General features: G+C 70.5%; 21 protein-coding genes and 1 pseudogene. 10 read left to right on the top strand and 12 right to left on the bottom strand.

Features of this window, described 5'->3' with window-relative positions; all coding sequences use genetic code 11:
* The 4 genes and pseudogenes from AUL35_RS22565 to dmeF form a co-directional block, all read left to right on the top strand.
* Nucleotides 1–770: pseudogene (locus AUL35_RS22565) on the top strand (hypothetical protein); the annotation flags it as partial.
* 123 nt (nt 771–893) lie between these two features.
* On the top strand, nt 894–3,596 hold the full coding sequence (locus AUL35_RS10130; protein WP_192847080.1) for an EAL domain-containing protein: 2,703 nt from the start codon (nt 894–896) through the stop codon (nt 3,594–3,596).
* 62 nt (nt 3,597–3,658) lie between these two features.
* On the top strand, nt 3,659–3,937 hold the full coding sequence (locus tag AUL35_RS10135; RefSeq protein ID WP_062014524.1) for a metal/formaldehyde-sensitive transcriptional repressor: 279 nt from the start codon (nt 3,659–3,661) through the stop codon (nt 3,935–3,937).
* Nucleotides 3,938–3,951: 14 nt separating this feature from the next.
* The gene (dmeF, locus tag AUL35_RS10140) at nt 3,952–4,905 is read left to right on the top strand and encodes a CDF family Co(II)/Ni(II) efflux transporter DmeF (RefSeq protein WP_062014525.1); all 954 of its coding nucleotides are present in this window, start codon (nt 3,952–3,954) and stop codon (nt 4,903–4,905) included.
* Between the two features lie 22 nt (nt 4,906–4,927).
* On the opposite strand, the gene AUL35_RS10145 is transcribed toward dmeF, so the two are convergent.
* Together AUL35_RS10145 and AUL35_RS22075 are read right to left on the bottom strand one after the other, a co-directional pair.
* A complete protein-coding gene (locus AUL35_RS10145) occupies nt 4,928–5,350 on the bottom strand; it encodes a helix-turn-helix domain-containing protein (RefSeq protein ID WP_062014526.1) in 423 nt (140 codons plus the stop codon).
* A 96-nt stretch (nt 5,351–5,446) separates the two neighbouring features.
* Nucleotides 5,447–5,596 carry a hypothetical protein gene (locus AUL35_RS22075; protein ID WP_156417930.1) on the bottom strand — a complete coding sequence of 50 codons (150 nt, stop codon included), beginning with the start codon at nt 5,594–5,596 and terminating at the stop codon, nt 5,447–5,449.
* 227 nt (nt 5,597–5,823) lie between these two features.
* On the opposite strand from AUL35_RS22075, the gene AUL35_RS10150 reads away from it, so the two are divergent.
* A complete protein-coding gene (locus AUL35_RS10150) occupies nt 5,824–6,441 on the top strand; it encodes an isoprenylcysteine carboxylmethyltransferase family protein (protein ID WP_062014595.1) in 618 nt (205 codons plus the stop codon).
* A gap of 5 nt (nt 6,442–6,446) precedes the next feature.
* Here AUL35_RS10150 and AUL35_RS10155 read toward each other — a convergent pair whose 3' ends face one another.
* From AUL35_RS10155 to AUL35_RS10200, 10 genes are all read right to left on the bottom strand, one after another.
* Nucleotides 6,447–7,709, bottom strand: coding sequence for a Zn-dependent hydrolase (locus tag AUL35_RS10155; RefSeq protein WP_062014527.1), 1,263 nt, complete (start codon nt 7,707–7,709; stop codon nt 6,447–6,449).
* Nucleotides 7,706–8,548, bottom strand: coding sequence for a BtpA/SgcQ family protein (locus tag AUL35_RS10160; RefSeq protein ID WP_062014528.1), 843 nt, complete (start codon nt 8,546–8,548; stop codon nt 7,706–7,708). Before AUL35_RS10160 ends, AUL35_RS10155 begins: the two co-directional genes overlap by 4 nt.
* Complete coding sequence (locus AUL35_RS10165; protein WP_062014529.1) at nt 8,545–9,453, bottom strand: PfkB family carbohydrate kinase; 909 nt, start codon at nt 9,451–9,453, stop codon at nt 8,545–8,547. The genes AUL35_RS10160 and AUL35_RS10165 overlap by 4 nt, the downstream gene beginning before the upstream one ends.
* 15 nt (nt 9,454–9,468) lie before the next feature.
* The gene (locus AUL35_RS10170) at nt 9,469–10,236 is read right to left on the bottom strand and encodes a glutamine amidotransferase (RefSeq protein WP_062014530.1); all 768 of its coding nucleotides are present in this window, start codon (nt 10,234–10,236) and stop codon (nt 9,469–9,471) included.
* 23 nt (nt 10,237–10,259) lie between these two features.
* Nucleotides 10,260–11,357 carry a phosphotriesterase gene (locus tag AUL35_RS10175; RefSeq protein ID WP_062014531.1) on the bottom strand — a complete coding sequence of 366 codons (1,098 nt, stop codon included), beginning with the start codon at nt 11,355–11,357 and terminating at the stop codon, nt 10,260–10,262.
* A gap of 4 nt (nt 11,358–11,361) precedes the next feature.
* A complete protein-coding gene (locus AUL35_RS10180) occupies nt 11,362–12,393 on the bottom strand; it encodes an ABC transporter permease (RefSeq protein ID WP_082666245.1) in 1,032 nt (343 codons plus the stop codon).
* Nucleotides 12,390–13,184, bottom strand: coding sequence for an ATP-binding cassette domain-containing protein (locus tag AUL35_RS10185; RefSeq protein WP_062014532.1), 795 nt, complete (start codon nt 13,182–13,184; stop codon nt 12,390–12,392). The genes AUL35_RS10180 and AUL35_RS10185 overlap by 4 nt, the downstream gene beginning before the upstream one ends.
* Nucleotides 13,185–13,287: 103 nt before the next feature.
* On the bottom strand, nt 13,288–14,229 hold the full coding sequence (locus AUL35_RS10190; RefSeq protein ID WP_062014533.1) for a substrate-binding domain-containing protein: 942 nt from the start codon (nt 14,227–14,229) through the stop codon (nt 13,288–13,290).
* A gap of 231 nt (nt 14,230–14,460) precedes the next feature.
* Nucleotides 14,461–15,081, bottom strand: coding sequence for a cupin domain-containing protein (locus AUL35_RS10195; protein WP_082666246.1), 621 nt, complete (start codon nt 15,079–15,081; stop codon nt 14,461–14,463).
* Nucleotides 15,082–15,235: 154 nt separating this feature from the next.
* A complete protein-coding gene (locus tag AUL35_RS10200) occupies nt 15,236–16,261 on the bottom strand; it encodes an Ldh family oxidoreductase (protein WP_062014598.1) in 1,026 nt (341 codons plus the stop codon).
* A gap of 186 nt (nt 16,262–16,447) precedes the next feature.
* Here AUL35_RS10200 and AUL35_RS10205 point away from each other — a divergent pair, with 186 nt between their 5' ends.
* From AUL35_RS10205 to AUL35_RS10225, 5 genes are all read left to right on the top strand, one after another.
* Nucleotides 16,448–17,254, top strand: a complete 807-nt coding sequence (locus tag AUL35_RS10205) for a transporter substrate-binding domain-containing protein (RefSeq protein WP_062014534.1) — start codon at nt 16,448–16,450, stop codon at nt 17,252–17,254.
* A 112-nt stretch (nt 17,255–17,366) separates the two neighbouring features.
* Nucleotides 17,367–18,032: an amino acid ABC transporter permease gene (locus AUL35_RS10210; RefSeq protein WP_062014535.1), complete on the top strand. Its 666-nt coding sequence runs from the start codon at nt 17,367–17,369 to the stop codon at nt 18,030–18,032.
* 11 nt (nt 18,033–18,043) lie between these two features.
* On the top strand, nt 18,044–18,697 hold the full coding sequence (locus tag AUL35_RS10215) for an amino acid ABC transporter permease (protein WP_062014536.1): 654 nt from the start codon (nt 18,044–18,046) through the stop codon (nt 18,695–18,697).
* Nucleotides 18,690–19,412 (top strand): amino acid ABC transporter ATP-binding protein, encoded by a 723-nt coding sequence (locus AUL35_RS10220; protein WP_062014537.1) that lies wholly within the window; start codon nt 18,690–18,692, stop codon nt 19,410–19,412. The genes AUL35_RS10215 and AUL35_RS10220 overlap by 8 nt, the downstream gene beginning before the upstream one ends.
* Entirely contained in the window at nt 19,409–20,683 is a 1,275-nt protein-coding gene (locus AUL35_RS10225) for an FAD-binding oxidoreductase (protein WP_082666247.1), read from the top strand. The genes AUL35_RS10220 and AUL35_RS10225 overlap by 4 nt, the downstream gene beginning before the upstream one ends.

The following is a 20,683-nucleotide window of genomic DNA, read 5'->3' on the forward strand; positions in this document are numbered from 1 at the left end:
GTCTGCAGACCGCAGGCCCGCAGGCGCCCGCCGTGTCGCCGGGCCGCCCGGCCGCGGCGAGCGTCGCGCCGGCCGGGCAGACGCTCCAGGGCTTCCGCGCGGAACCGGCGGCGGAGCGCGCGCGCGCCAGCGTCGAGGCGTCCACGCGGACCTTCGGTTTCGCGGCCGGAGCCGCCGCGCGCGCCGAGAGCCGGACCGACGCGCCGAGCGCGGGCGGCTTCGGTGGCTTCGGCGGCGGGCTCAGTTCCAATGGCGGCGATCGGGACGCGTCCGAGGCGGTCGGCGGGGCGGCGTCGAGAGAAACGGCCGCCGCCGGGCGCGCGGGGTCGAACGAGGGCGGCACGAGCGCCGGGAGCGGCTCCAAGGGCAGCGACACCGGAACCAGCGGAGGTGGCAACACGTCGAGCGGCAGCGGGGGCAATCAGGGCGGTCCCAACGGTTCTGAAGGTGGCGGCAACGCCCAAGGCAACAACGGTAACGGCAACGGCGGCGGCAACGGCTCCAACGACGGCGGCAACGGCCAGGGCAACAACGGAAACGGCAACGGAAACGGTGGCCCCAACGGCTCCAACGGCGGCGGCAACGGCCAGGGCAACAACGGCAACGGCAACGGAAACGGTGGCCCCAACGGCTCCAACGGCGGCGGCAACGGCCAGGGCAACAACGGCAACGGCAACGGGAACGGCGGCCCGAACGGCTCCCACGACGACGGCGGGAACGGCAAGGGCAACAACGGAAACGGCAACGGAAACGGCGGCGGCAAGAAGTAGGCGAACGGCTGAGGGCCGGTATCGGGCATGGGTGTTTCGCATCAAACTCCGCCGGCCCCGGCCTCAAAGCCGCTTGCCAGGCGTCTTGCCGGGGTCGCCGGCCTTATCGCCGTAGGTCTTCTGATGGCGGCAGCGGGCCTGTCCGGCCTGACGCCGTCGCTCGACACCGCGCTCGGCGACCTGCGCTTCGCGGCTGGAACGCGTGCGGCCTCGGGCCAGGTCGTGCTCGTGGATATCGACGCGAAGAGCCTCGCCGAGGTCGGCGTCTGGCCGTGGCCGCGCCGCCTCCATGGCGAGCTCGTCCGGGCCGCGGCAAAGGCCGGCGCGGCCGGCATCGCCTTCGACGTCGACTTCTCCTCGGCCTCCGGGGCGAAGGACGACGCGCTTTTTGCCCAAGCGCTCGGCGAGAGCGGCGTCGATACGTTCCTGGCCGCCTTCCAGCGGCCCGACACCACCCTCTCGGGGCAGCTGCGCGCCTCGTTGCCGATCGCTCCGCTTCTGGACGCCTCCTGGCCGGTCTCGGTGAACGTGCCGCTCGACGGAGACGGCCGGGTTCGCCGGTTTCCGCGCGCCACGCCGATCGGTGAGGAAGTGGTCGCCGCCATGCCCTCGGTTCTGGCGAACCGCGAGGCGTCGGGCGGCGAGTTCGGGATCGACCACGGCATCGAGGCGGCGACGATCCCGCGCGTATCCTACACGGACCTTCTCGCGGGCCGCGTCGATCCCGCCGTCGTTCGCGGCAAGAGCCTGATCGTCGGCGCGAGCGCGATCGAGCTTCACGACCTCTTCCCGGTTCCGCGCGCGGGGATCGTGTCGGGATCGACCGTGATCGCCCTGGCGACCGAGACGCTCCTCCAGGACCGGGCGCTGACCACCTGGACGCCCCCGCTTGCCCTCCTCCTTCTCGTGGCAGCGGCCGGGGCCGTCGTCGCGACGCGCTGTTCGATGCGGCGGAGCCTCCTCGTGCTGAGCTGTGGCATGATGCTCGTCGAAGCGCTGGCGGTCTGGCTCTACGTGCGGGACGCCGCGATGCTTCAGACGGGCGGCCTGCACGTGGCCTTGGCCGGTCTCGTGGGCTGGAGCGCGGCGCGCGAGTTCGGCCTGCGCGGGCTGCTCTTGTGGAAGGCCCGCCGCGAGACGCAGAACACGCTGCGCCTTCTGGAGCGCGTCGTGGACGACGGGTTCGACGCGGTGATCCTCGCCGACGACGCCGGCCGCATCCTGCGCACCAACGAGGCCGCGCGCCGTCTCCTCGGCCTCGCCCGGGACGCCGGCATCGAGGATCTTCCCGCGGCCCTCGGCGCGACGCTGCGCCGGAGCATGGCCGACCTCGGAAGCGAGACCGCGCACGGCGCGAGGCTTCGCGGGATCGAAGCGGTCGGGGCGGCGCCCGACGAGCGCCTCCTCGAATATGCGGTCGCCTCCTTCTGGCTCGACGGAGAGGCGGCTCGGGGCCGGCCGGCCCGCCGGCTCCGCTTCGGCGCGCTGATGCTGCGCGACGTTACCGAGCGCGAGCGCATGCAGGAGACGCTGCGCTTTGCCGCCCTCCACGACAGCCTGACGGGCCTCGGCAACCGGCGCGCGCTGGAGGCCGCCCTCGACGCGCGGCTCGATGCCGGCGACCCCGTCACGCTCCTCGCCTTCGATCTCGACCGCTTCAAGGGCGTCAACGACGCGCTCGGTCATGCCACGGGCGACGCGGTGCTGGCCGAGACCGCGCGACGGGCCGCGGCGATCCTGCCCGAGGACGCCGCCCTCTTCCGCATCGGCGGCGACGAGTTCGTGGTGCTCCTGTCCGCCGCCGACGCGGCCGTCGCGCTCCACGTCTCGGAGCGGCTGGAAGCGGCGATCGTGCAGCCGCTGACGGTTCGCGGCCACCGCGTCTCGGTCGGCACCAGCGTCGGCATCGCCGGGATCGGGGACGGGTGCCGCGACGCCGCGACCCTGCGGCGGCGGGCCGACGTCGCGCTTTATCGCGCCAAGCGGTCCGCCGAGAGGCGGATCGTCGCCTTCGACGCCGGCATGGAGACCGCGCGCCTCGACCGGCTGGCCCTGGAAGCGGACCTCAAGCAGGCGATCGACAGCGGTGCCTTCGAGGTCGCCTACCAGCCGCAGCTGCGACTGTCCGACCGCATGTGGACCGGTGCCGAGGCGCTCGTGCGCTGGCGCCATCCCGAGCGGGGCTTCGTGTCTCCCGCCGCCTTCATCCCGGTCGCCGAGGAGATGGGCCTCATCCACGAGCTCGGCGCGCGCGTCCTGGAGATCGCATGCCGCGACGCCGCGACATGGCCCGAAACCGTCCGGATCGCGGTCAACGTGTCGCCGCTCCAGCTGGCGGCCGGCGACGTGCGCGGCGCGGTGCGCCGCGCGCTGGCGGCCTCCGGTCTCGATCCCCGCCGGCTCGAGCTGGAGATCACCGAGTCGGCCTTCGTCGGCGAGAACGACCGTCTCGCCTCGATCTTCGCGGACCTCCTGTCGCTGGGCGTGACCTTCGCGCTCGACGACTTCGGCACGGGCTACTCCTCGCTCGGCTACCTCCATCGCTTCCCGATCTCGAAGATCAAGATCGACCGAAGCTTCGTGATCGACGGGCGCGGGAGCCGCCATTCCATGGCGGTGCTGCGCTCGGTCATGGCGCTGGCCGACGGTCTTGCGGTGCGCACGATCGCGGAAGGGATCGAGACCGAGGACCAGGCCGATCTCCTCCGGTCCCTCGGCTGCGGGGAAGGACAAGGCTATCTCTTCTCGAGGCCGGTCGACGCGGCGTCGGTCGCCGAACTCCTGCATGGGCGCGCTGGCGCCCCGCGCCTGACGCAGGCTGCCTGAACCGCTTCCACGGCGAAGCGAGGCTTGCCTCCGCTACCCCCTATAGGGTAGGGGGCTACCCCATGGGACATCTCGCGAAAGACAAGACCCGGCTCGTCGCCCGCGTCCGCCGCCTGCAAGGGCAGCTCGAGGCCGTCGCTCGCAGCCTCGAGGACGAGGCGCCGTGCGGCGACACGCTCCAGCTCGTCGCCTCGATCCGTGGGGCGCTGAACGGGCTGACGGTAGAGCTGATCGAGGAGCATGTGCGCAACCACGTCGTGGACCCCGAACACGAGGCGGACCCGGAGCGCGCCAAGGGCGCCGCCGACCTTCTCGCGGTCGTGCGGACCTACCTGAAGTGACGGAGACGCGTACGATGTCGACGACGAACCACACGGCCGGGCATTCCCACGTCTTCCTCGGAGACGGGCACGCCCGCAACGAGCGGAAGGTCTGGGCCGTGATCGCGCTGACGGTCGCCATGATGGGGATCGAGATCGTGGCGGGCACGGTCTACGGCTCCATGGCGCTCGTCGCCGACGGTCTGCACATGTCGACGCATGCAGCCGCCATGCTGATCGCGGGGCTCGCCTACGGCTTCGCGCGCCGCCATGCGCAGAACCCGCGCTTCACCTTCGGCACCGGCAAGCTCGGCGACCTCGCCGCCTTCGCGAGCGCGGTGATCCTGGCGCTGATCGCCCTCTTCATCGCCTACGAGAGCGCCCTGCGCCTCGCCTCGCCCGTGCCCATCTCGTTCGGGCAGGCGATCGGCGTCGCCGTGGGCGGGCTCGTCGTCAACCTCGCGAGCGCCTGGCTCCTGAAGGACGACCATCACGGCCATGGGCACCACGGCCACGACGGCCATGACCACAACGGCGCGGCCGGTCACGCGGGCGGACGCGACAACAACCTTCGGGCCGCCTATCTCCACGTTCTCGCCGACGCGATGACTTCGATGCTGGCGATCGCGGCCCTGGCATTGGGCAGCCTCTACGGCTGGATCTGGCTCGACCCCGCGATGGGCATCGTCGGCGCTCTCGTGATCGCCCGCTGGTCGTGGGGGCTGGTGCGCGACGCGGGCGCCGTGCTCCTCGACTACGTGCCGGAAGGCGAGGACCTCCCGAACGAGATCCGCGAGGCGATCGAGACCGGGGGCGACCGGATCACGGATCTCCACGTGTGGCAGGTCGGACCCGGCCACCACGCGGCGATCGTCTCGATCGCGACGGAGCGTCCGCTGCCGCTATCGGCCTACCGGGCCAAGCTCGCCCACATCCACGACCTCTCCCACCTGACGGTCGAGGTCGACGCGGGGCGCGTGGCGGCCTGACGCGGCGGCAAGGAGGCGGCGGTCAGTGCGTCTCGCTGATGCACTCGCCGTGGTCGCCGAGCACCTCGATCACGCGGCACCCGGCGACCGAATGATTGGTGCAGTCGGCCATGCGGGCGACCTCGGCCCGCAAGGCGCTCAGCCGGGCGATCTTGTGGTCGATGTCGGCCAGGTGCGCGGCGGCGATCCGGTCCGCGCTCTCGCAGGGGCGATCGGGTTCACCGGCGAGCGCCAAAAGCTCGCGGATCGGTTCGATCTCGAAGCCGAGCTCGCGGGCATGGCGGATGAAGCGCAGCCGCCGCAGGTCGGAGGCGTCGTAAAGCCGGCGGTTGCCCTCGGTGCGCGGCGGCGCGGCCAGAAGGCCGATCTGCTCGTAGTAGCGGATCGTCGGAACCTTGATGCCGCTGGCGCGCGAGGCTTCGCCGATCGGAACAGACTTGGTCATCGTCGTGCACGCTCCTCCAGTCGCTGGAGGAGGTAGGCGCCACCAGAGCCTGGCGCAAGCTTGCCGTCCCGGTGGCTGCCGCGCCATGCGCCCGGTTCAGGCTTCGCGAACCTGTTCCAGGAGGCACATCAGTTCCAGCGCGGCCCATCCCATGAGCGTGGAAACGGCCACGAGCGCCCCGCCCGCCCCCACGACGATCGCGAGCGCCAGCGTTCCGAAGCCATGCGGGTCCGGTCCTGACATCAAGGGCAACATCCGACGACTCCCGAAGCGTTTGCCTCCGATATCGGGATCTCGCGCGCGGCGGCAACGTCAACCCTTCGTTAACCCTACCTCAAGGAGCTTGAAGGGCCGGGCCGGTCGTGGAACGGCACGCGGTCGGGAGAGCGGTCGGCGGCGTCCGCGTGTCGCCCCGATTGCCGTTCATAGCGGCGGCATCGATTCGTACCGAACGCAACGGCGAGGGTCCCTTCATGAACGCCATCGACATTGGCCTCGTCCAGCAGCGCCGCAAACGGGTGCTGCGCCTGTCGGGACTGGCGCTCCTCGCCGTCTGCGTCGCGATCGGCCCCCTCTGGGCGGAGAACTCGCTCATCGAGGACACGATGGAAACGCTCGGCTTCTGCGCCATCGCCGTCGGCGTTCTGGGGCGGGCCTGGTGCTCGCTCTATATTGGCGGGCGCAAGACGCGCGAGATCGTGGACCTCGGACCCTATTCGATCAGCCGCAACCCGCTCTACGTCTTCACCTACCTCGCCATGTTCGGCGTCGGCGCTCTGTCGGGGAGCCTGACGGTCGGGCTGGTCCTGGCGCTGGCGGTCGCCGCGATCTTCCGCTTCGTGATCGCGCGCGAGGAGCAGTTCCTCGCCGCCGAGTTCGGCGCGGACTACGAGAGCTACCGCCGGAGGGTGCCGCGTTTCGGCCCGCGCCTGTCGGCCTGGCGCGACGTCCCGGTGATCGAGGTCCGGCCACGACGCGTCGTTCGCACCCTGGCCGACGGCCTCCCCTTCCTGCTGGCCTGGCCCGCCTTCGAGCTTCTGGAAGAGGCCCGGCAGTTCGGATGGATCGGAACCGCGCTTCTGGTTCCCTGACGGCCTCAGGCGGCGGCGGGAGCGGAGCTGCGCAGGAACCCGGTCGCCGCTTCCAGAAGGGCCGTCGCGCCCGCAGCCACGAAGCGCGGCTCCACGTCCTCGGCCTCGTTGTGGCTGACGCCGTCGCGGCAGGGGCAGAAGATCATGGCCGCCGGCGCGCGCGAGGCGAGGTAGAGGGCGTCATGGAAGGCGCCCGACACGAGGCGCCGGCTGGCCAGTCCCGCGCGCCGCGCTCCCGCCTCGACGAGCTCGACCATCGCGGCGGGAAAGGCGACCGGCGGCATATGGACGAGCGGGCGCAGCGTCAGCGCGCAGCCCGCGCGCTCCGCTTCGCGCCGGCAGACCGCCCGCACCCTTCGCTCCAGCTCACCGAGCGTCTCGGCATCGGGGTGGCGCAGGTCCACCGAGAAGGTCACCCGCTCGGGAATCGCGTTGACCGAGCCGGGATAGGCGTCGATCCGGCCGACCGTGAAGCGGGCGTCGTCATCGCCCGGCATGATGCCCTCGTGAAGCGTGTGGAGGATCGCGCCGGCCGCCACCATGGGATCGCGCCGGAAGGCGAGCGGCGTCGTGCCCGCATGGGCGGCGCGCCCCTCGATGACGACCTCCAGCCAGACCGTGCCCTGGATGCCCGTGACGACGCCGACCGGAATGTTCTCGCGCTCCAGCACCGGGCCCTGCTCGATATGCAGCTCGAGATAGGCGGCGAGCGGCGTGCCCAGGCGAGCGATCGGCACGCCGGGCAGCGCCCGGAGCGTCCCGTCCAGCTCGTCGGCGAGCCGTGCGCCGTCCGGGCTTCGAGCCTCCAGCCACTCGGGCGCGAGCGCGCCGGCCGCAAAGGCCTGCGAGCCCATCGCGCCCGGCGCGAAGCGGCTGCCCTCCTCGTTGGTCCAGCAGGCGAGCTCGACGGCACGCGGCGTTTCCACGCCGGCATCCTCCAGCGCTTCCAGTACCTCCAGCGCGGCAAGAACGCCGAGCGCGCCGTCGAAGCGACCGCCGGTCGGCTGCGTGTCGAGATGGCTGCCGAGCATGAGCGGAGGCAGCGATGGATCGCGCCCTTCCCGGCGCAGGAAGAGGTTGGCCGCCGCGTCCTGCCGCGGGGCAAAGCCGCGCGTCCTGCCCAGCTCGGCAAGAAGCGCGCGCGCCTCGCGGTCGCCCTCGGTCAGCGCCTGCCGGTTCACCCCGCCGCGCGCCGTCGCGCCGATCCGGGCGAAGCGGGCGAGGCGATCGTGAAGCCGCTCCTCCCGGATCGCCGGACCGGCCTTCACCGCGCGAGCCCGGCGGTAAAGGCCTTCACGCGATCCGGGTCGACCTGGTTCCACCAGACGCCGTCGTATTTCAGCGAGCTCGCGACGATCACGCCGTCGGCGACGGACAGGATGTCGCCGAGGTTCTCCTTCGTGACGCCGCTGCCCACCAGCGTCGGCAGGTTGGCGGCTTCCTTGATCATGCGGATGTAGGACAGCTCGGCCACGTGGCCGGTACGCTGGCCGGTCGCGATCACGACGTCGGCGTCGAAGAAGACGAGGTCCTTGACCTGCTCCTCGACCGGCCGGTCGGCGACGATCGCGTGGGCGCCGTGCTTGACGTGGGCGTCGGTGAAGATGCGAACGCCCTTGGCGCGCAGCGCCGCGCGGTAGCGCATGGCGCGGGCCGCCTCGCCCTCCACGAAGCCCTCGTTGGCGACATAGGCGTTGGCCCACTGGTTGACGCGCACGAAGCTGGCGTTCGAGGCGCTGGCGATGGCGAGCGCGGGGATCGCGGCGTTGGCGAGGACGTTGATGCCGAGCGGGCGGCCGAGCTCGCGGCGGATGCGGTCTGAGACCACCGACATGTGCGCCGCCGTCTCCGGGCCGATCGCGTCGGGCTTCGAGAAGGGTACGTCGCCGTGGTTCTCGACGATCACCCCGTCGCAGCCGCCGTGGAGATAGGCCCGCGCGTCGTCCAGCCCGCGCTGGTAGATCGTCTCCACGGCCTCGCCGTCGAAGCGCGGGCTGCCCGGCAGCGGGGCCAGATGCACCACGCCGACCAGGACGCGCGAGCGCCCGAAGATCTCCTGGAGCGCGTTGCCAGAGGTCTGTCCGATGGGCTTGGAAGGGGCGGTCATGCGTTTTCTCTCGTCTCGATGATCTGGAACTCGGCGCGGGTGGGCCCGCAGCCGAAGGTGCCGTGGCGGGTGACGGCGACGGCCGCCGCCGCGATGGCGAGGCGGACGGCCCGGTCGAGCGGTTCGCCAAGCGACAGGCGGGCAGCGAGCGTTCCGCAGAAGACGTCGCCCGCCCCGCTCGTGTCGATCGCGCGCGCCGGCTCGGCGGGGTGGCGGCGCGCCTCGCCCTCGCCGGCCGCCTGGACCACGGCGCCCTCGCTCCCGAGCGTGACGACGGCAGCCCTCGCGCCTCGACCGAGAAGCCCCGTCGCGATGCGGCCCGGCTCGCGCTCGCCGGTCAGCGCCTCGCCCTCGACGCGGTTGACGACCACGACGTCGGCGAGATCGACCGGCACGGCCTCGTTCTGGCCGAGCGGGCTGGCGTTGAGGACGGTGTTCAGGCCGAGGGGGCGGCCGCGCGAGAGCGCGGCACGGGTGGCCTGCGGCGCGAGGTTGTTCTGGAGGACGAGGACATCGCCCGCCTCCGCCTGCCCCAGCCAGCCGCTCGCCAGCGGGTCGAAGCGCCGGGCGCAGTCGACCGCGCTCGCGATGAGGTTCTCGCCGCCCTCGTCCACGAGGATGGTCGAGCGGTCGGTCGGCGTGTCCGGCAGGACGGTGAGCCCGCGCGTCGGCATGGCCTCGCGCTCCACCCCCCGACGCACGGCCTCGGCTTCCGCGTCCGCGCCTAGCGGCGCCCAGAGGGTCGTGACCGCGCCCGCCCGCTGGGCGGAGAGCGCCTGGTTGGCCCCCTTGCCGCCCAGCGCCACGGTGACCGCGCTCGCGTTCAGCGTCTCGCCCGGCTCGGGAAAGCGCGCGAGCCGGAAGGTCGTGTCGAGCCCGACATTGCCGACCACATGGACCGCCATCGCGCGCCTCGCCCCTTACTTCGCGGTCGCCCAGTCGAGCATGGCCGCAAAGAGCCTGGCGTAGCCGTCCCAGCGGATGAAGTCGCCCGGCAGCCAGTGCGGGCCGACATCCGAGGTCCAGACCACCGAGCGGCCCCGGCCGAAGGTGCCCGTGACGAGAAGCGGCTGCGAGCCGTACTCGGCCGAGACCGTCGCCAGCACCTCGGCGCCGGGTTTCAGCTCCACCTCGTTGTAGCCGAGCAGCGTCGGCCACTCGCGGCCGAGACCCTGGAGGATCGGGTGGGACGCATCGCCGGTGACGACCGGGGCGAAGCCTTCCGGCACCTCGACGCGGTCGTCGAAGCGCAGGCACGTGACCGGCAGCACGTCCTCGACCGGTGTCCGGGCGTAGCGCGCGCCGCCGTTGATGCCCTGGAACGAGTAGTAGCCGCCGAACATCAGGAGAGCGCCGCCTTCCTCGACATACTGGCGCAGGAGCTTCAGGCGGTTGGGCGTCGGCTTGGAGTGGATCCAGGTATCGGGATGAAGGAGCAGCGTGTTGGCGCCGATATCCGACAGGATGATCGCCTCGTAGGCGCGCAGGGCCTCGATCGACTGCGGGAAGTCGCGCTGCGCCTGGTGGGCGGGCATGAAGGAGATGTCGTAGGCGCTGTCCTTCAGCGCCGCCAGGAGCTCGTCTGCGCCCTGGTGGTAGGTGACGGTCGGGAACTGGTCGAAGCCCTTGATGTGGGTCGCGGTGGACACCCAGCTCTCGCCGGCGAGGAGGACCTTCTTGCGCGTCATGCGGTTTTCCTGGTGTTCGGGGGTCAGGCGGCGGCCGAGAAGACGGCGCGCGGGTTTTCGGTCAGGATCGCGTCGATCGCGTCCCGGGGGATGCCGTGGCGCATCAGGCGCGGCACGAAGTGGCGGAGCACGTAGGCGTAGCCGAAGCCGCCGTAGCGGGTCAGCATCATCTTGAGGAAGACGTCCTGGCTGAGGAGCAGCCGGTCGGCGAGCCCGGCGTCCACAAGCGCCCGGATGGCGCGCGCGTTCTCCTCGTCGGACGGGCACTGCGCGTCCTGGTCGGCATAGTAGTAGTCCATGCCGATCATGTCGTATTCCAGGAAGGCGCCGCGCCGGGCCAGGCTCGTCTGGTAGCCGAGGTCGTCGTGGCTCGGGTTCATGTGGCACAGGACCGTGTGACGAAGGTCCGCCCCCTCGCCTTCCACGACGTCGAGCACCTCGTGGGCGAGCCGCTCCCAGCCCGGCAGGTGAATGGACAGGGGAACCCCGGTGCGGGCCGAGGCCCGCGCCGAGGCGCGCAGCGACTTGCGCTCCTCGGGCGTGAAGTCCTTGGACACGCCGACCTCGCCGATGATGCCGGCCATGATGTCCGGCTTCTCGCCGGCGCCCCCGACATCGCGCACGATGAGTTCGGCCACCTCGTCGACGTCCATGCGCTTCAGCCATTCGGGATGGCTGAACTCGAGGTAGAAGCCCGAGCCCATGACGATCTTCAGACCGCTCATGCGCGAGATGCGGCGCAGCTTCTCGGGCTCGCGCCCGATGCCGAAGTTGGTGGGGTCCACCACCGTGTGGCCGCCCAGCGCCTGGAACTGCCCGAGTTCGGCGAGCGCGAGGTCGCCATCGTCGAGCGAGACGTTGTCGCGGTTCATGTAGGGGTTCATGCGCAGCTCGCCGATGATCTCGAGGCGCACGGGCCCCTCGTTCAGCACCGGGTCGGGCGGGTGGCAGGGGCAGCGCCAGCTCTTCGCGCCGTCGATCAGGATGTGCTCGTGCATGAGCGTCACGCCCATCTCGCCGACCGGAACGGGGCCGTCCACGGTCATCACGAAGCCGGAGCGCACGCCGATGCCGGTCTCCTCCACGCGGCGGCGCGGTCGCTCCTGGAAATCGAGCGCCATCGGATCAGCGTCCCCGGCCGGCGCCGCGGAACAGGCGGAAGTTCAGCCAGATCGCGACGAGGATGATCGTGCCGGTGATGATCGGCGTCAGGAAGGGCGACATGTGCGACAGGATCAGCCCGTTGGCGATCACCGCGACGGTGAGCGCGCCGAGGACCGTCCCCACCATCGTGCCGCGCCCGCCGAAGAGCGAGGTGCCGCCGAGCACGACCGCCGCGATGACGTCGAGCTCGAAGCCCTGCCCCGAATTCGACGAGCCCGAGCCGAGGCGGCCGGCGAGCACGATGCCGGCAAGCGCGGCCGCGGTTGAGGACAGCATGTAGACCGCGAGCAGGGTTCGCCGCGTGTCGACGCCCGCGCGCCGCACCGCCTCCTTGTTGGCGCCGATGCCCGTGACGTAGCGGCCGAAGCGCGTGCCGTTGAAGACGAGATAGGCGACGAGAAGCGCCGCCAGCGCGATCCAGGCGGGAATGGGCACGCCCAGGAACCAGCCGCGGCCGAGCGTCACGAACATGCTGTCGGGCTCGATCGGGATGGAGTAGCCGCCCGTGATCAGGAGCGCGACGCCTCGGATCACCGAGAGCCCCGCCAGCGTCACGATAAAGGCGGGAATGCCCTCGTAGGCGATGAAGAAGCCCTGCAGGGCGCCGATCAGGGCGCCGAGCAGCAGCATGGCGAGGATCGTCACCGGCCAGGGAACGCCCAGTTGCAGGAGCGCGGCCGACAGGGCGCAGACCAGCGCGAGCACCGAGCCGACCGACAGGTCGATGCCGCCTGTCGTGATGACGAAGGTCATGGAGGCCGCCACGATCAGGAGCGGTGCGGACTGGCGGATGACGTTGAGAAGGTTCGGCGTCGACAGGAAGGCGTCGGTCGCGAAGGCGAAGAAGACGCAGACCACCACGAAGAAGATGGCGATGGAGCCGACCGCGCCGTTGGCAAGGAAGCGATCGCGGACGGTCGCCTTGCGCACGCGCGCGGCCGCCGCCGGCGCATGGAGGGGGGCCTCGCCGCCCACGATACCGTTTGGGGTCATGCCCGTCCTCCTTCCGCGTCCTGCGCCCGCGCCGAGCGGGCCTGGAACTTGCGCCCGACGATGAGGTTCACGACCTCCTCGATGTTGGTGTCCTCGACCCGCCGCTCGGCGACGTTGCGGCCCTCATACATGACCTGGATGCGGTCGCAGACGAGGAAGAGATCCTGCAGGCGATGGGTGATCAGGATGACGCTCACCCCGCGCGCCGAAACGGTGCGGATGAGCTCGAGCACCGCCTCGACCTCGGCGACGGCGAGCGCGGCGGTCGGCTCGTCCATGATCAGGACCTTGGGGTCGAACGAGGCCGCGCGCCCGATGGCGATGGACTGGCGCTGGCCGCCCGACAGGTTCTCGACCATGAGGCGCGTGTCGGCGATCACGATGCCGAGCCTCTCCAGCATGGCGCGCGCATCGTCGTGCATACGGCGCTTGTCGAGGAGCTTCAGGCCGCCAAAGGAGCGGCGCGGCTCGCGGCCGAGGAAGATGTTGCCCGCGACGTCCACCGTGTCGCAGAGCGAAAGGTCCTGGTAGACCATCTCGACATGGGCGGCGCGCGCGTCGGCGGGGGACGCGAAGGCGACCTCCTGTCCGTCGATCCGGATCGTGCCCGAATCGGGCACCACCGCGCCCGACAGGACCTTGGACAGCGTCGACTTGCCGGCGCCGTTGTCGCCCACCAGCCCCAGCACCTCGCCGGGGGCGAGATGGAGCGAGACGTCGTGGAGCGTCTGGATCGGGCCGTATCGCTTGGAGATGCCGGTCATCGCGACCCGGTCGGGAATGGCGGTCATGGCGTGGCTCGCGCGGGAGATGTGGGGGCGGGGCGAGACGCCCCGCCTTCGGGCTTCGGGCGCCTGGCCGAAGCTTCAGGCGCCGACGGCAAGCTTCGGGCGCCTACTTGAACATGCCCCGGAACTGGTCGACGTTCGCCTTGGTGACGATCGTCACGGGGATGTTGATGACGGGCTCGACCGTCCCGCCCTTCTTGATCTTGGCGAGCGCCTCGACGGCGGCCTTGCCCTCGCCGGCCGGGTCCTGCTGCACGACCGCCGCGACCCAGCCCTCGTCGATGCCCTTCACCGCCTGCGCGGTGAGGTCCCAGCCGAAGACCTTCACGTCGCTCTGCCGGCCCTGGCTCTCGACCGCCGAGACCGAGCCGATCAGCGCCGGCTCGCCGGTGGCGTAGAGCGTCGTCATGGTGGGGTTCGCGGTCATCAGGTTCTCGGCCGCCCCCAGCGCCACGTCCTGGACGTTCTGCCCGTCCACCGTATCGAGGAAGGTGACCTTCGCACCGCTCGTCTCAACCGCCTTCTTGAAGCCGTCGAGGCGCTGGTTCTGGATGAAGGAGTTGAGCGCGCCCACGACGCCGACGCTCGCCTCGCCCTTCATCTCCTTCTTGACGTAGTCGGCGTAGAACTTGCCGATCTCCTCGCCCGCCTTGGTGTTGTCGACGCCCACGAACGAGACGTTGTCGCCGTTCGGGATCTGCGCGTCGATCGCGATCACCGGGATTCCGGCCTTCTTGGCCTCGGTGATGGCGGGCTTCACGCCGTTCACGTCGATCGCGATCAGGATGATGCCGTCGACCTTCTGGGTGACGTAGTTCTCGATCGCCGTGTTCTGGGCGGCGGGCACGTTGTTGGCGTCGAAGATCACCAGCTCGGCGCCGGCAGCCTTGGCGGCGGCCTTCGCCCCGTCGTTGATCTGGTTGAAGAACAGGGCCTGCTGATTGATCGTGACCAGCGCGAACGTGTCGGCCATCGCCGACGTGGCCCCGAGGCCCGCGGCAAAGGCGAGAGCGGCGACGCCGCCGGTGAGAAGGGCAGAGAGGCGCATGTCGAGTCTCCTGGATCGGTGGATCGGGCGGCTCCGTCCGCGGGCCGTGCCGTCGGCGGCATCCGGAGAATTCAAGAGACTTGAAGCGCTGTCAACACGATTGAACAGTGAACGAGCGATTTTGCAGTGCGCCCTCTTTTTGTGCAGCGCATGATGAAACACGTGGCATCCTGCGGGTCGCGACAACGCCGTCTCGGCGGGGTGTTCGACCAGATCCGCCCGCTGCGGCGCTCAGAATGTCGGCGGCGTGTTCACCCAGAAGATGCTCGCGCGCTCCGCGCCCGTGTTGCGGTAATGGTGGGGACGTTCGGACTGGAACACGAAGGAATCTCCGGCCGAGAGCTGGAACGCGCGCTCGCCCACCGTCAGCTCGATCTCGCCCGCGATGACGTAACCCACCTCCTCGCCGGCATGGCGGATGGGTCCGGCGCTGGCGCCGCCCGCGTCGATATGGTGGATGTTGCACTGCAGGAGATGGCCGGCCGAATAGGGGATGACCCGCTCCAGCGAAATCCCTTCGCCCTGGCGGAGCGGATCGAGCGCGATCAGCGGGCGATGGCCGGCGCGAAAGACGATGCCCTCCTCGCCGTCCACCTCCTCGAACATGCGGCCGATATTGGTGTCGAGCACCTCGACCAGCCGGTGCAGCATGGGCAGCGAGGGCGAGGCCTTTCCGTTCTCGATCTTGGACAGGAGGCTTTCCGAGCAGCCGGCCCGCAGGGCCAGCTCCTTCAGGGTCAGGCCCTTGGTCTGACGCGAGAGCCGCAGCTTCAGCCCAAGCTTGGCTGAGGCGCGGTCGGTCTCGCCCGTCAGGGTTGCGGCGGTCCGGGGGGTGTTGCGCGAGGCATCCATGGGCGTTTCCCGTGCGTTGGTGCCGATAGGCGGGCGTTCGGGACGCGCCGGGCGCGGCGCCGAACACCTTTCAACTCACTTTAACCACAGGAAACCGGGTTTCAGAAGCACCCGCGACGGGCGAAGACGCGTGAGCGTCGCGGCAGGGGAGCCCTCAGGCCGCACCGTTCAGAAGCCGGTCCAGAAGCGCGAACTCGGGCCCGGTCAGCTCGATGCCGTCGCGCTCGGACACGGCGCGGGCGGCGAAGCGGCGCTGCGAGGGCAGGCGCGCGCCCTGGCCGAGGATCGCCTCGAACAGCGCCTCGGCCCGCTGGAGCGGATCGCCCGGCCGCCCCCTGGCGAAGTGCTCGGGCGAGAAGGCGAGAATCAGCTCGCCATGCATCGGGGCGAGCGTCGTCGTGCCGAGCTTGTCGAGGACCTCGGGGCTGGTCAGGTCCCCGATCATGACCCCGGCGAGAAGCTCGATCATCGTGCCGATCGCCGATCCCTTGTGGCCGCCGAAGGGAAGCATCGCGCCCGCGAGCCCGGCTTCCGGGTCGCGCGTCGGTTGTCCGTCCCGGTCGATCGCCCAGCCCTCGGGCAGTTCCTCCCCGGCGCGTCGCTTCAGCTCCAGCTCGCCACGCGCGGCGACCGAGGTGGCGAAATCGAAGACATAGGGGTGCCCTTCCCGGCGCGGCCAGCCGAAGGCGAGCGGATTGGTGCCCAGTAGCGGCCGGATGCCCCCGGCCGGCGCGACGCTCGCATAGCTCGGGCACAGCGCGAGCGCCGCCAGCCCCTCGGCCGCCAGCGCTTCCACCTCGGGCCAGAGCGCGGCGAAATGGGTGCAGTCGTTGATCACGAGCGCGGCCAGCCCGTGGCGCCTGGCGGCCCGCGCCAGAGCCGGCGCGCCGAGCTCGAAGGCAGGGTTGGCAAATCCGTGCTGCGCATCGACCCGCACGATCGGCCCCTCGCCCTCTTCCGCCAGCCTCGGCACGGCGTCCGGGCGCACCTTGCCGGCGGCCACGGTGCGCAGCGCGCCCTCGATCCGGTAGATGCCGTGCGACTTGCACGCGTCGCGCTCGCCCGCCACCATGGTTCGCGCGAGCGCGCCGGCCTGCACCTCGTTCAGGCCGTGCCGGCGCAGGATCGCCTCGATCTGCTCGGCGAGATCCGCGACCGCGATCCGGCGCCCTTGTCTCATGGCTGGCTCGACCTGCGTCATCGCGTTTCCCCTCGTCTTGCGCTGCGTGATGCGTCCACCATGATGCGCATCCGCGTCCAGAGCACCCTAAATGCTCTTGCACACTTTTTGTATATTTGTTTGGTTGGCGTCGCCGACGGAGCGTCCGGTCCTTCGACCCGACCATCGAGCAGGGGATAACTGGCCATGAAGATCAAGTTCCTCGCATGCACCGCCCTGGCGGTGGCCGCGCTCTCAATGCCCGCCAAGGCCGACAAGCTCGACGACATCATCGGCTCGGGCACGCTGCGCTGCGCCGTGGTGCTGGACTTCCCGCCCATGGGCTCGCGCGACGCGCAGAACAATCCGGTCGGCTTCGATGTCGACTACTGCAACGACCTCGCCAAGGCGCTCGGCGTCACGGCCGAGATCGTCGAGACGCCGTTTCCCGAGCGCATTCCGGCGCTGATGTCGGGCCGCGTCGACGTCGGCGTCGCCTCGACCTCCGACACGCTGGAGCGCGCCAAGACGGTCGGCTTCTCGGTGCCCTACTTCGCCTTCGAGATGGCGGTCACGGCCAACACCAAGTCGGGCGTGACCTCGTTCGAGACCATGAAGGGCAAGACGGTCGGCGCGACCGCCGGCACCTACGAGGCGATCGCGCTCGAGAATCAGGTCAAGCAGTGGGGCACGGGCGAGTTCCGCCCCTACCAGACGCAGGCCGACGTCTTTCTGGCGCTCAGCCAGGGCCAGCTCGACGCGACCGTCTCCACCTCGACCGTCGCCCAGGCCAACCTGAAGTCGGGCAGCTTCCAGAACATCGCCGTCGTCGGCAAGGCGCCCTTCGACATCGACTACGTCTCGCTGTTCACGAACCGCGACGAGTACGGCCTCATCAACTACCTCAACCTCTTCGTGAACCACCAGGTGCGCAGCGGCCGCTACAAGGAGCTCTACGAAAAGTGGGTGGGCGGCGAGGCGCCGAACCTGACGGCGCCGGGCGTCTACCGCTAAGAAGAACGCTTCGCTTCACGAAGCGCCACGCTTCACGAAGCGCTAAGCTTCGGGCGGCGCCGGGTCGGGAGGACCGGGCGCCGCCATTACCTCACCATCGGCGTCCGAGGCCATGTTCAGCTACACTTTCCGTTGGAACCAGGCGTTCCAGGCCCTGCCCCGCATGCTCGACGGCGCGCTGGTGACCCTCGAGATCGCGCTCCTGTCGATGGCGATCGGCCTCGTGGTCGCGGTGGCGCTGACGCTCTTCCGCCGCTCCGAAAGCCGCATCCTGCGAGGCTTCGCGGCGGCCTGGGTCGAGACGGCGCGCAACACGCCCGCCCTGTTCCAGATCTACATGGCCCATTTCGGCCTCGGCGCCTTCGGCATCCACCTCAGCCCCTTCACCTCGCTCCTGATGGGCATCGCCTTCAACAATGCCGGCTATCTCGCCGAGAACTTCCGCGGCGCGCTGAAGGCCATTCCCGAGACGCAGGCCCGCGCCGGCCGCTCGCTCGGCATGGGCTCGCTCCAGGCCTTCCGTCTGATCGTCCTGCCGCAGATGCTGCGCATCGCCTTCCTGCCGGCCACCAACCAGATGGTCTGGGCGATCCTCATGACCTCGCTCGGCGTCACGGTCGGCATGAACACGGATCTGGCGGGCGTCACGCAGGAGCTGAACGCGCGCTCCTTCCGCACCTTCGAGTTCTTCGCCATCGCCGCCGTGATCTACTACCTGATCGCCAAGGCGGTCACGCTCGCCGCCCGGCTCTTCGCCGCGCGCCTGTTCCGCTACTGAGGTCGGGGCCTGTGTTCGAAACCGCCATGACCTGGAACGACCTTCTCTTCCTGCTGCGGGGCGCGGGCATGACGCTCGCCGTCACCGCGATCGCGGTGACGGGGGGAACCGTGCTCGGCATCCTCTTCGGCATCCTGCGCTTCCAGGCCGGTCCCTACTGGTCGGCGCCGCTTACCTTCGTGCTCGACGTCTTCCGCTCCGTGCCGCTCCTGATCCAGCTCGTGCTCGGCAACGCCTTCCAGGCGATCGCCAAGCTCGGCTGGGGCCCCTTCACCACCTCCTGCGTCGTGCTCTCGCTCTATACGGCGGCCTACTGCACCGAGATCGTGCGCGGCTCGATCGAGGCCGTGCCGCCGACCACGCGCCGCGCCGCCCGCTCGCTCGGTCTCACCTGGCGGCAGGACATGACGTCGATCGTCGCCCCGCTCGCCACCCGCATCGCCCTGCCCTCCTGGATCGGCCTGACGCTCGGCGTCATGAAGGATTCGGCGCTGGTGCTCTGGCTCGGGCTGATCGAGCTCCTGCGCGCCTCGCAGATCCTCGTCACGCGCCTGCAGGAGCCGCTCTTCATCCTCCTGGTCTGCGGCGCCATCTACTTCCTCATCAGCTTCCCCATCGCCAGGCTCGGCGGACATCTCGAGAAACGCTGGTCGCCCCATGATTGAGATCCGGAACGTACGCAAATCCTTCGGGCCGCTCGAGGTCCTCAAGGGAATCGACCTGACCGTCGCGACCGGCGAGGTCCTGAGCGTCATCGGCGGCTCGGGCTCGGGCAAGTCGACCCTCCTCACATGCATCAACGGCCTGGAGCGGATCGATTCCGGCTCGATCCTGATCGACGGAACGGAGGTGCATGCCCGCTCCACCGACCTCGACAAGCTGCGCCGCAAGGTCGGCATCGTGTTCCAGCAGTGGAACGCCTTTCCGCACCTGACCGTCATCGAGAACGTCATGCTGGCGCCCCGCAAGGTGCTGGGCATGGGGAAGCGCGAGGCCGAGGAGATCGCGGTCAGGCAGCTCACGCATGTGGGCCTCGCCGACAAGCTCGGCGTCTATCCGAGCCGCCTGTCGGGCGGCCAGCAGCAGCGCATGGCGATCGCCCGCGCGCTCGCCATGTCGCCGAAATACATGCTCTTCGACGAGGTGACCTCGGCGCTGGACCCGATGCTGGTCGGCGAGGTGCTCGACACGCTGCGCATGCTGGCGCGCGAGGGCATGACCATGATCTGCGTGACGCACGAGATGAAGTTCGCGCGCGAGGTGTCGGACCGCGTCGCCTTCTTCCATCAGGGCGTCATGGCCGAGATCGCACCGCCCGACGAGCTCTTCGAGGCGCCCAAGCGACCCGAGACGCGGCAGTTCCTGGCGGCCACCCATTGAGCGCGCAGCCCGAGCCATCCCGGTCCGAGCACGACGCGGTCGTGGTCGGCGCGGGCATCGTCGGCCTGATGACGGCGCTGGCGCTCGCCGACGAGGGACGCCAAGTCCTCGTCCTCGACCGCGAGGGACCGGCCTCCGGCACGAGCGCCGGCAACGCCGGCATCCTCGCCTATCCCGAGATCCTGCCGCTCGCCTCGCCGGGACTGCTCGGCCAGGTGCCGCGCTGGCTGGTCGACCCGCTCGGTCCCTTGAGCGTGCGCCCGTCCTATGCGCTGCGCGCCGCGCCCTGGCTCCTGCGCTTCATCCGCGCGAGCGGGCCCGAGAGCTACGCTCGCATCCTCGCCGCGCAGGGCGCCCTCAACCGCCTCGCCGAGCCCGCGATGAGCGCGGCCGTCGAGAAGGCAGGCCTCGGCAACCACGTGAGCGAGGCCGGAACGCTCGACCTCTACGACGGCGAGGACGCCTTCCGCCGAACGGAGGGCGACTGGGCGCTGAAGCGGAGCGCGGGCATCCGCTTCGAGGTGCTGCGCGGGCGCGACGCGATCGAGGCGGTCCAGCCGGGCATCGCCGGCCGCTTCCACGCGGCGGCGGTGTACTCGGCCGAGGGGCGCCAGGTGCGCGAACCGCGCGAGTTCACCCAAGCGCTCGGACGTTATCTGGAGGGGCGCGGCGTCGCGATCCGCCGGGCGCGCGTCGAGGCGATCCGCCCCGTGGCGCGAGGCGCCGAGATCGTGCTCGGCGACGGCGAGCCGGCGATCCTCGCCAGATTCGCGGTTCTGGCGGCGGGCGCCTGGTCGAAGCGTCTGGCGGCCAGCCTCGGCGACTGCGTGCCGCTGGAGTCGGAGCGCGGCTACAACGTGACGCTTCCCGCCGGCGCCTTTCCGCTGCGCCGCCAGCTCTACTTCAACGGCCACGGCTTCGTCGCGACCCCGGTCGCCGAAGGGGTGCGCATCGGCGGGGCGGTGGAGATCGGCGGCCTCGACCTCGCCCCGAACTTCAAGCGCTCCGACGCCATGCTCCGCAAGGCGCAGGGCTTCCTGCCGGGCCTCGATCTCGAGGGCGCCCGGCCCTGGATGGGGCACCGCCCCTCCATGCCCGACACGCTCGCCGTGATCGGGCGCTCGCGCGCCAGCCGCCAGATCGTCTACGCCTTCGGCCACGGCCATCTCGGCCTCACGCAGTCGGCCGCGACGGGCCGGCTCGTCGCCGATCTCGCGGCCGAGCGCCCGCCCGCGATCGACCTCGCCCCCTTCTCGCCCCAACGCTTCTGA

Source organism: Aureimonas sp. AU4 (assembly GCF_001463765.1).
GTDB lineage: Bacteria > Pseudomonadota > Alphaproteobacteria > Rhizobiales > Rhizobiaceae > Aureimonas.

What these genes read in the sequence shown, in the direction of transcription:
- AUL35_RS10130 (WP_192847080.1), top strand. Translation starts at nt 894, where the DNA reads ATGGCGGCAGCGGGCCTGTCCGGCCTGACGCCGTCGCTCGACACCGCG.
- AUL35_RS10135 (WP_062014524.1), top strand. Translation starts at nt 3,659, where the DNA reads ATGGGACATCTCGCGAAAGACAAGACCCGGCTCGTCGCCCGCGTCCGC.
- dmeF (WP_062014525.1), top strand. Translation starts at nt 3,952, where the DNA reads ATGTCGACGACGAACCACACGGCCGGGCATTCCCACGTCTTCCTCGGA.
- AUL35_RS10145 (WP_062014526.1), bottom strand. Translation starts at nt 5,350, where the DNA reads ATGACCAAGTCTGTTCCGATCGGCGAAGCCTCGCGCGCCAGCGGCATC.
- AUL35_RS10150 (WP_062014595.1), top strand. Translation starts at nt 5,824, where the DNA reads ATGAACGCCATCGACATTGGCCTCGTCCAGCAGCGCCGCAAACGGGTG.
- AUL35_RS10160 (WP_062014528.1), bottom strand. Translation starts at nt 8,548, where the DNA reads ATGACCGCCCCTTCCAAGCCCATCGGACAGACCTCTGGCAACGCGCTC.
- AUL35_RS10165 (WP_062014529.1), bottom strand. Translation starts at nt 9,453, where the DNA reads ATGGCGGTCCATGTGGTCGGCAATGTCGGGCTCGACACGACCTTCCGG.
- AUL35_RS10170 (WP_062014530.1), bottom strand. Translation starts at nt 10,236, where the DNA reads ATGACGCGCAAGAAGGTCCTCCTCGCCGGCGAGAGCTGGGTGTCCACC.
- AUL35_RS10175 (WP_062014531.1), bottom strand. Translation starts at nt 11,357, where the DNA reads ATGGCGCTCGATTTCCAGGAGCGACCGCGCCGCCGCGTGGAGGAGACC.
- AUL35_RS10180 (WP_082666245.1), bottom strand. Translation starts at nt 12,393, where the DNA reads ATGACCCCAAACGGTATCGTGGGCGGCGAGGCCCCCCTCCATGCGCCG.
- AUL35_RS10185 (WP_062014532.1), bottom strand. Translation starts at nt 13,184, where the DNA reads ATGACCGCCATTCCCGACCGGGTCGCGATGACCGGCATCTCCAAGCGA.
- AUL35_RS10190 (WP_062014533.1), bottom strand. Translation starts at nt 14,229, where the DNA reads ATGCGCCTCTCTGCCCTTCTCACCGGCGGCGTCGCCGCTCTCGCCTTT.
- AUL35_RS10195 (WP_082666246.1), bottom strand. Translation starts at nt 15,081, where the DNA reads ATGGATGCCTCGCGCAACACCCCCCGGACCGCCGCAACCCTGACGGGC.
- AUL35_RS10200 (WP_062014598.1), bottom strand. Translation starts at nt 16,261, where the DNA reads ATGAGACAAGGGCGCCGGATCGCGGTCGCGGATCTCGCCGAGCAGATC.
- AUL35_RS10205 (WP_062014534.1), top strand. Translation starts at nt 16,448, where the DNA reads ATGAAGATCAAGTTCCTCGCATGCACCGCCCTGGCGGTGGCCGCGCTC.
- AUL35_RS10210 (WP_062014535.1), top strand. Translation starts at nt 17,367, where the DNA reads ATGTTCAGCTACACTTTCCGTTGGAACCAGGCGTTCCAGGCCCTGCCC.
- AUL35_RS10220 (WP_062014537.1), top strand. Translation starts at nt 18,690, where the DNA reads ATGATTGAGATCCGGAACGTACGCAAATCCTTCGGGCCGCTCGAGGTC.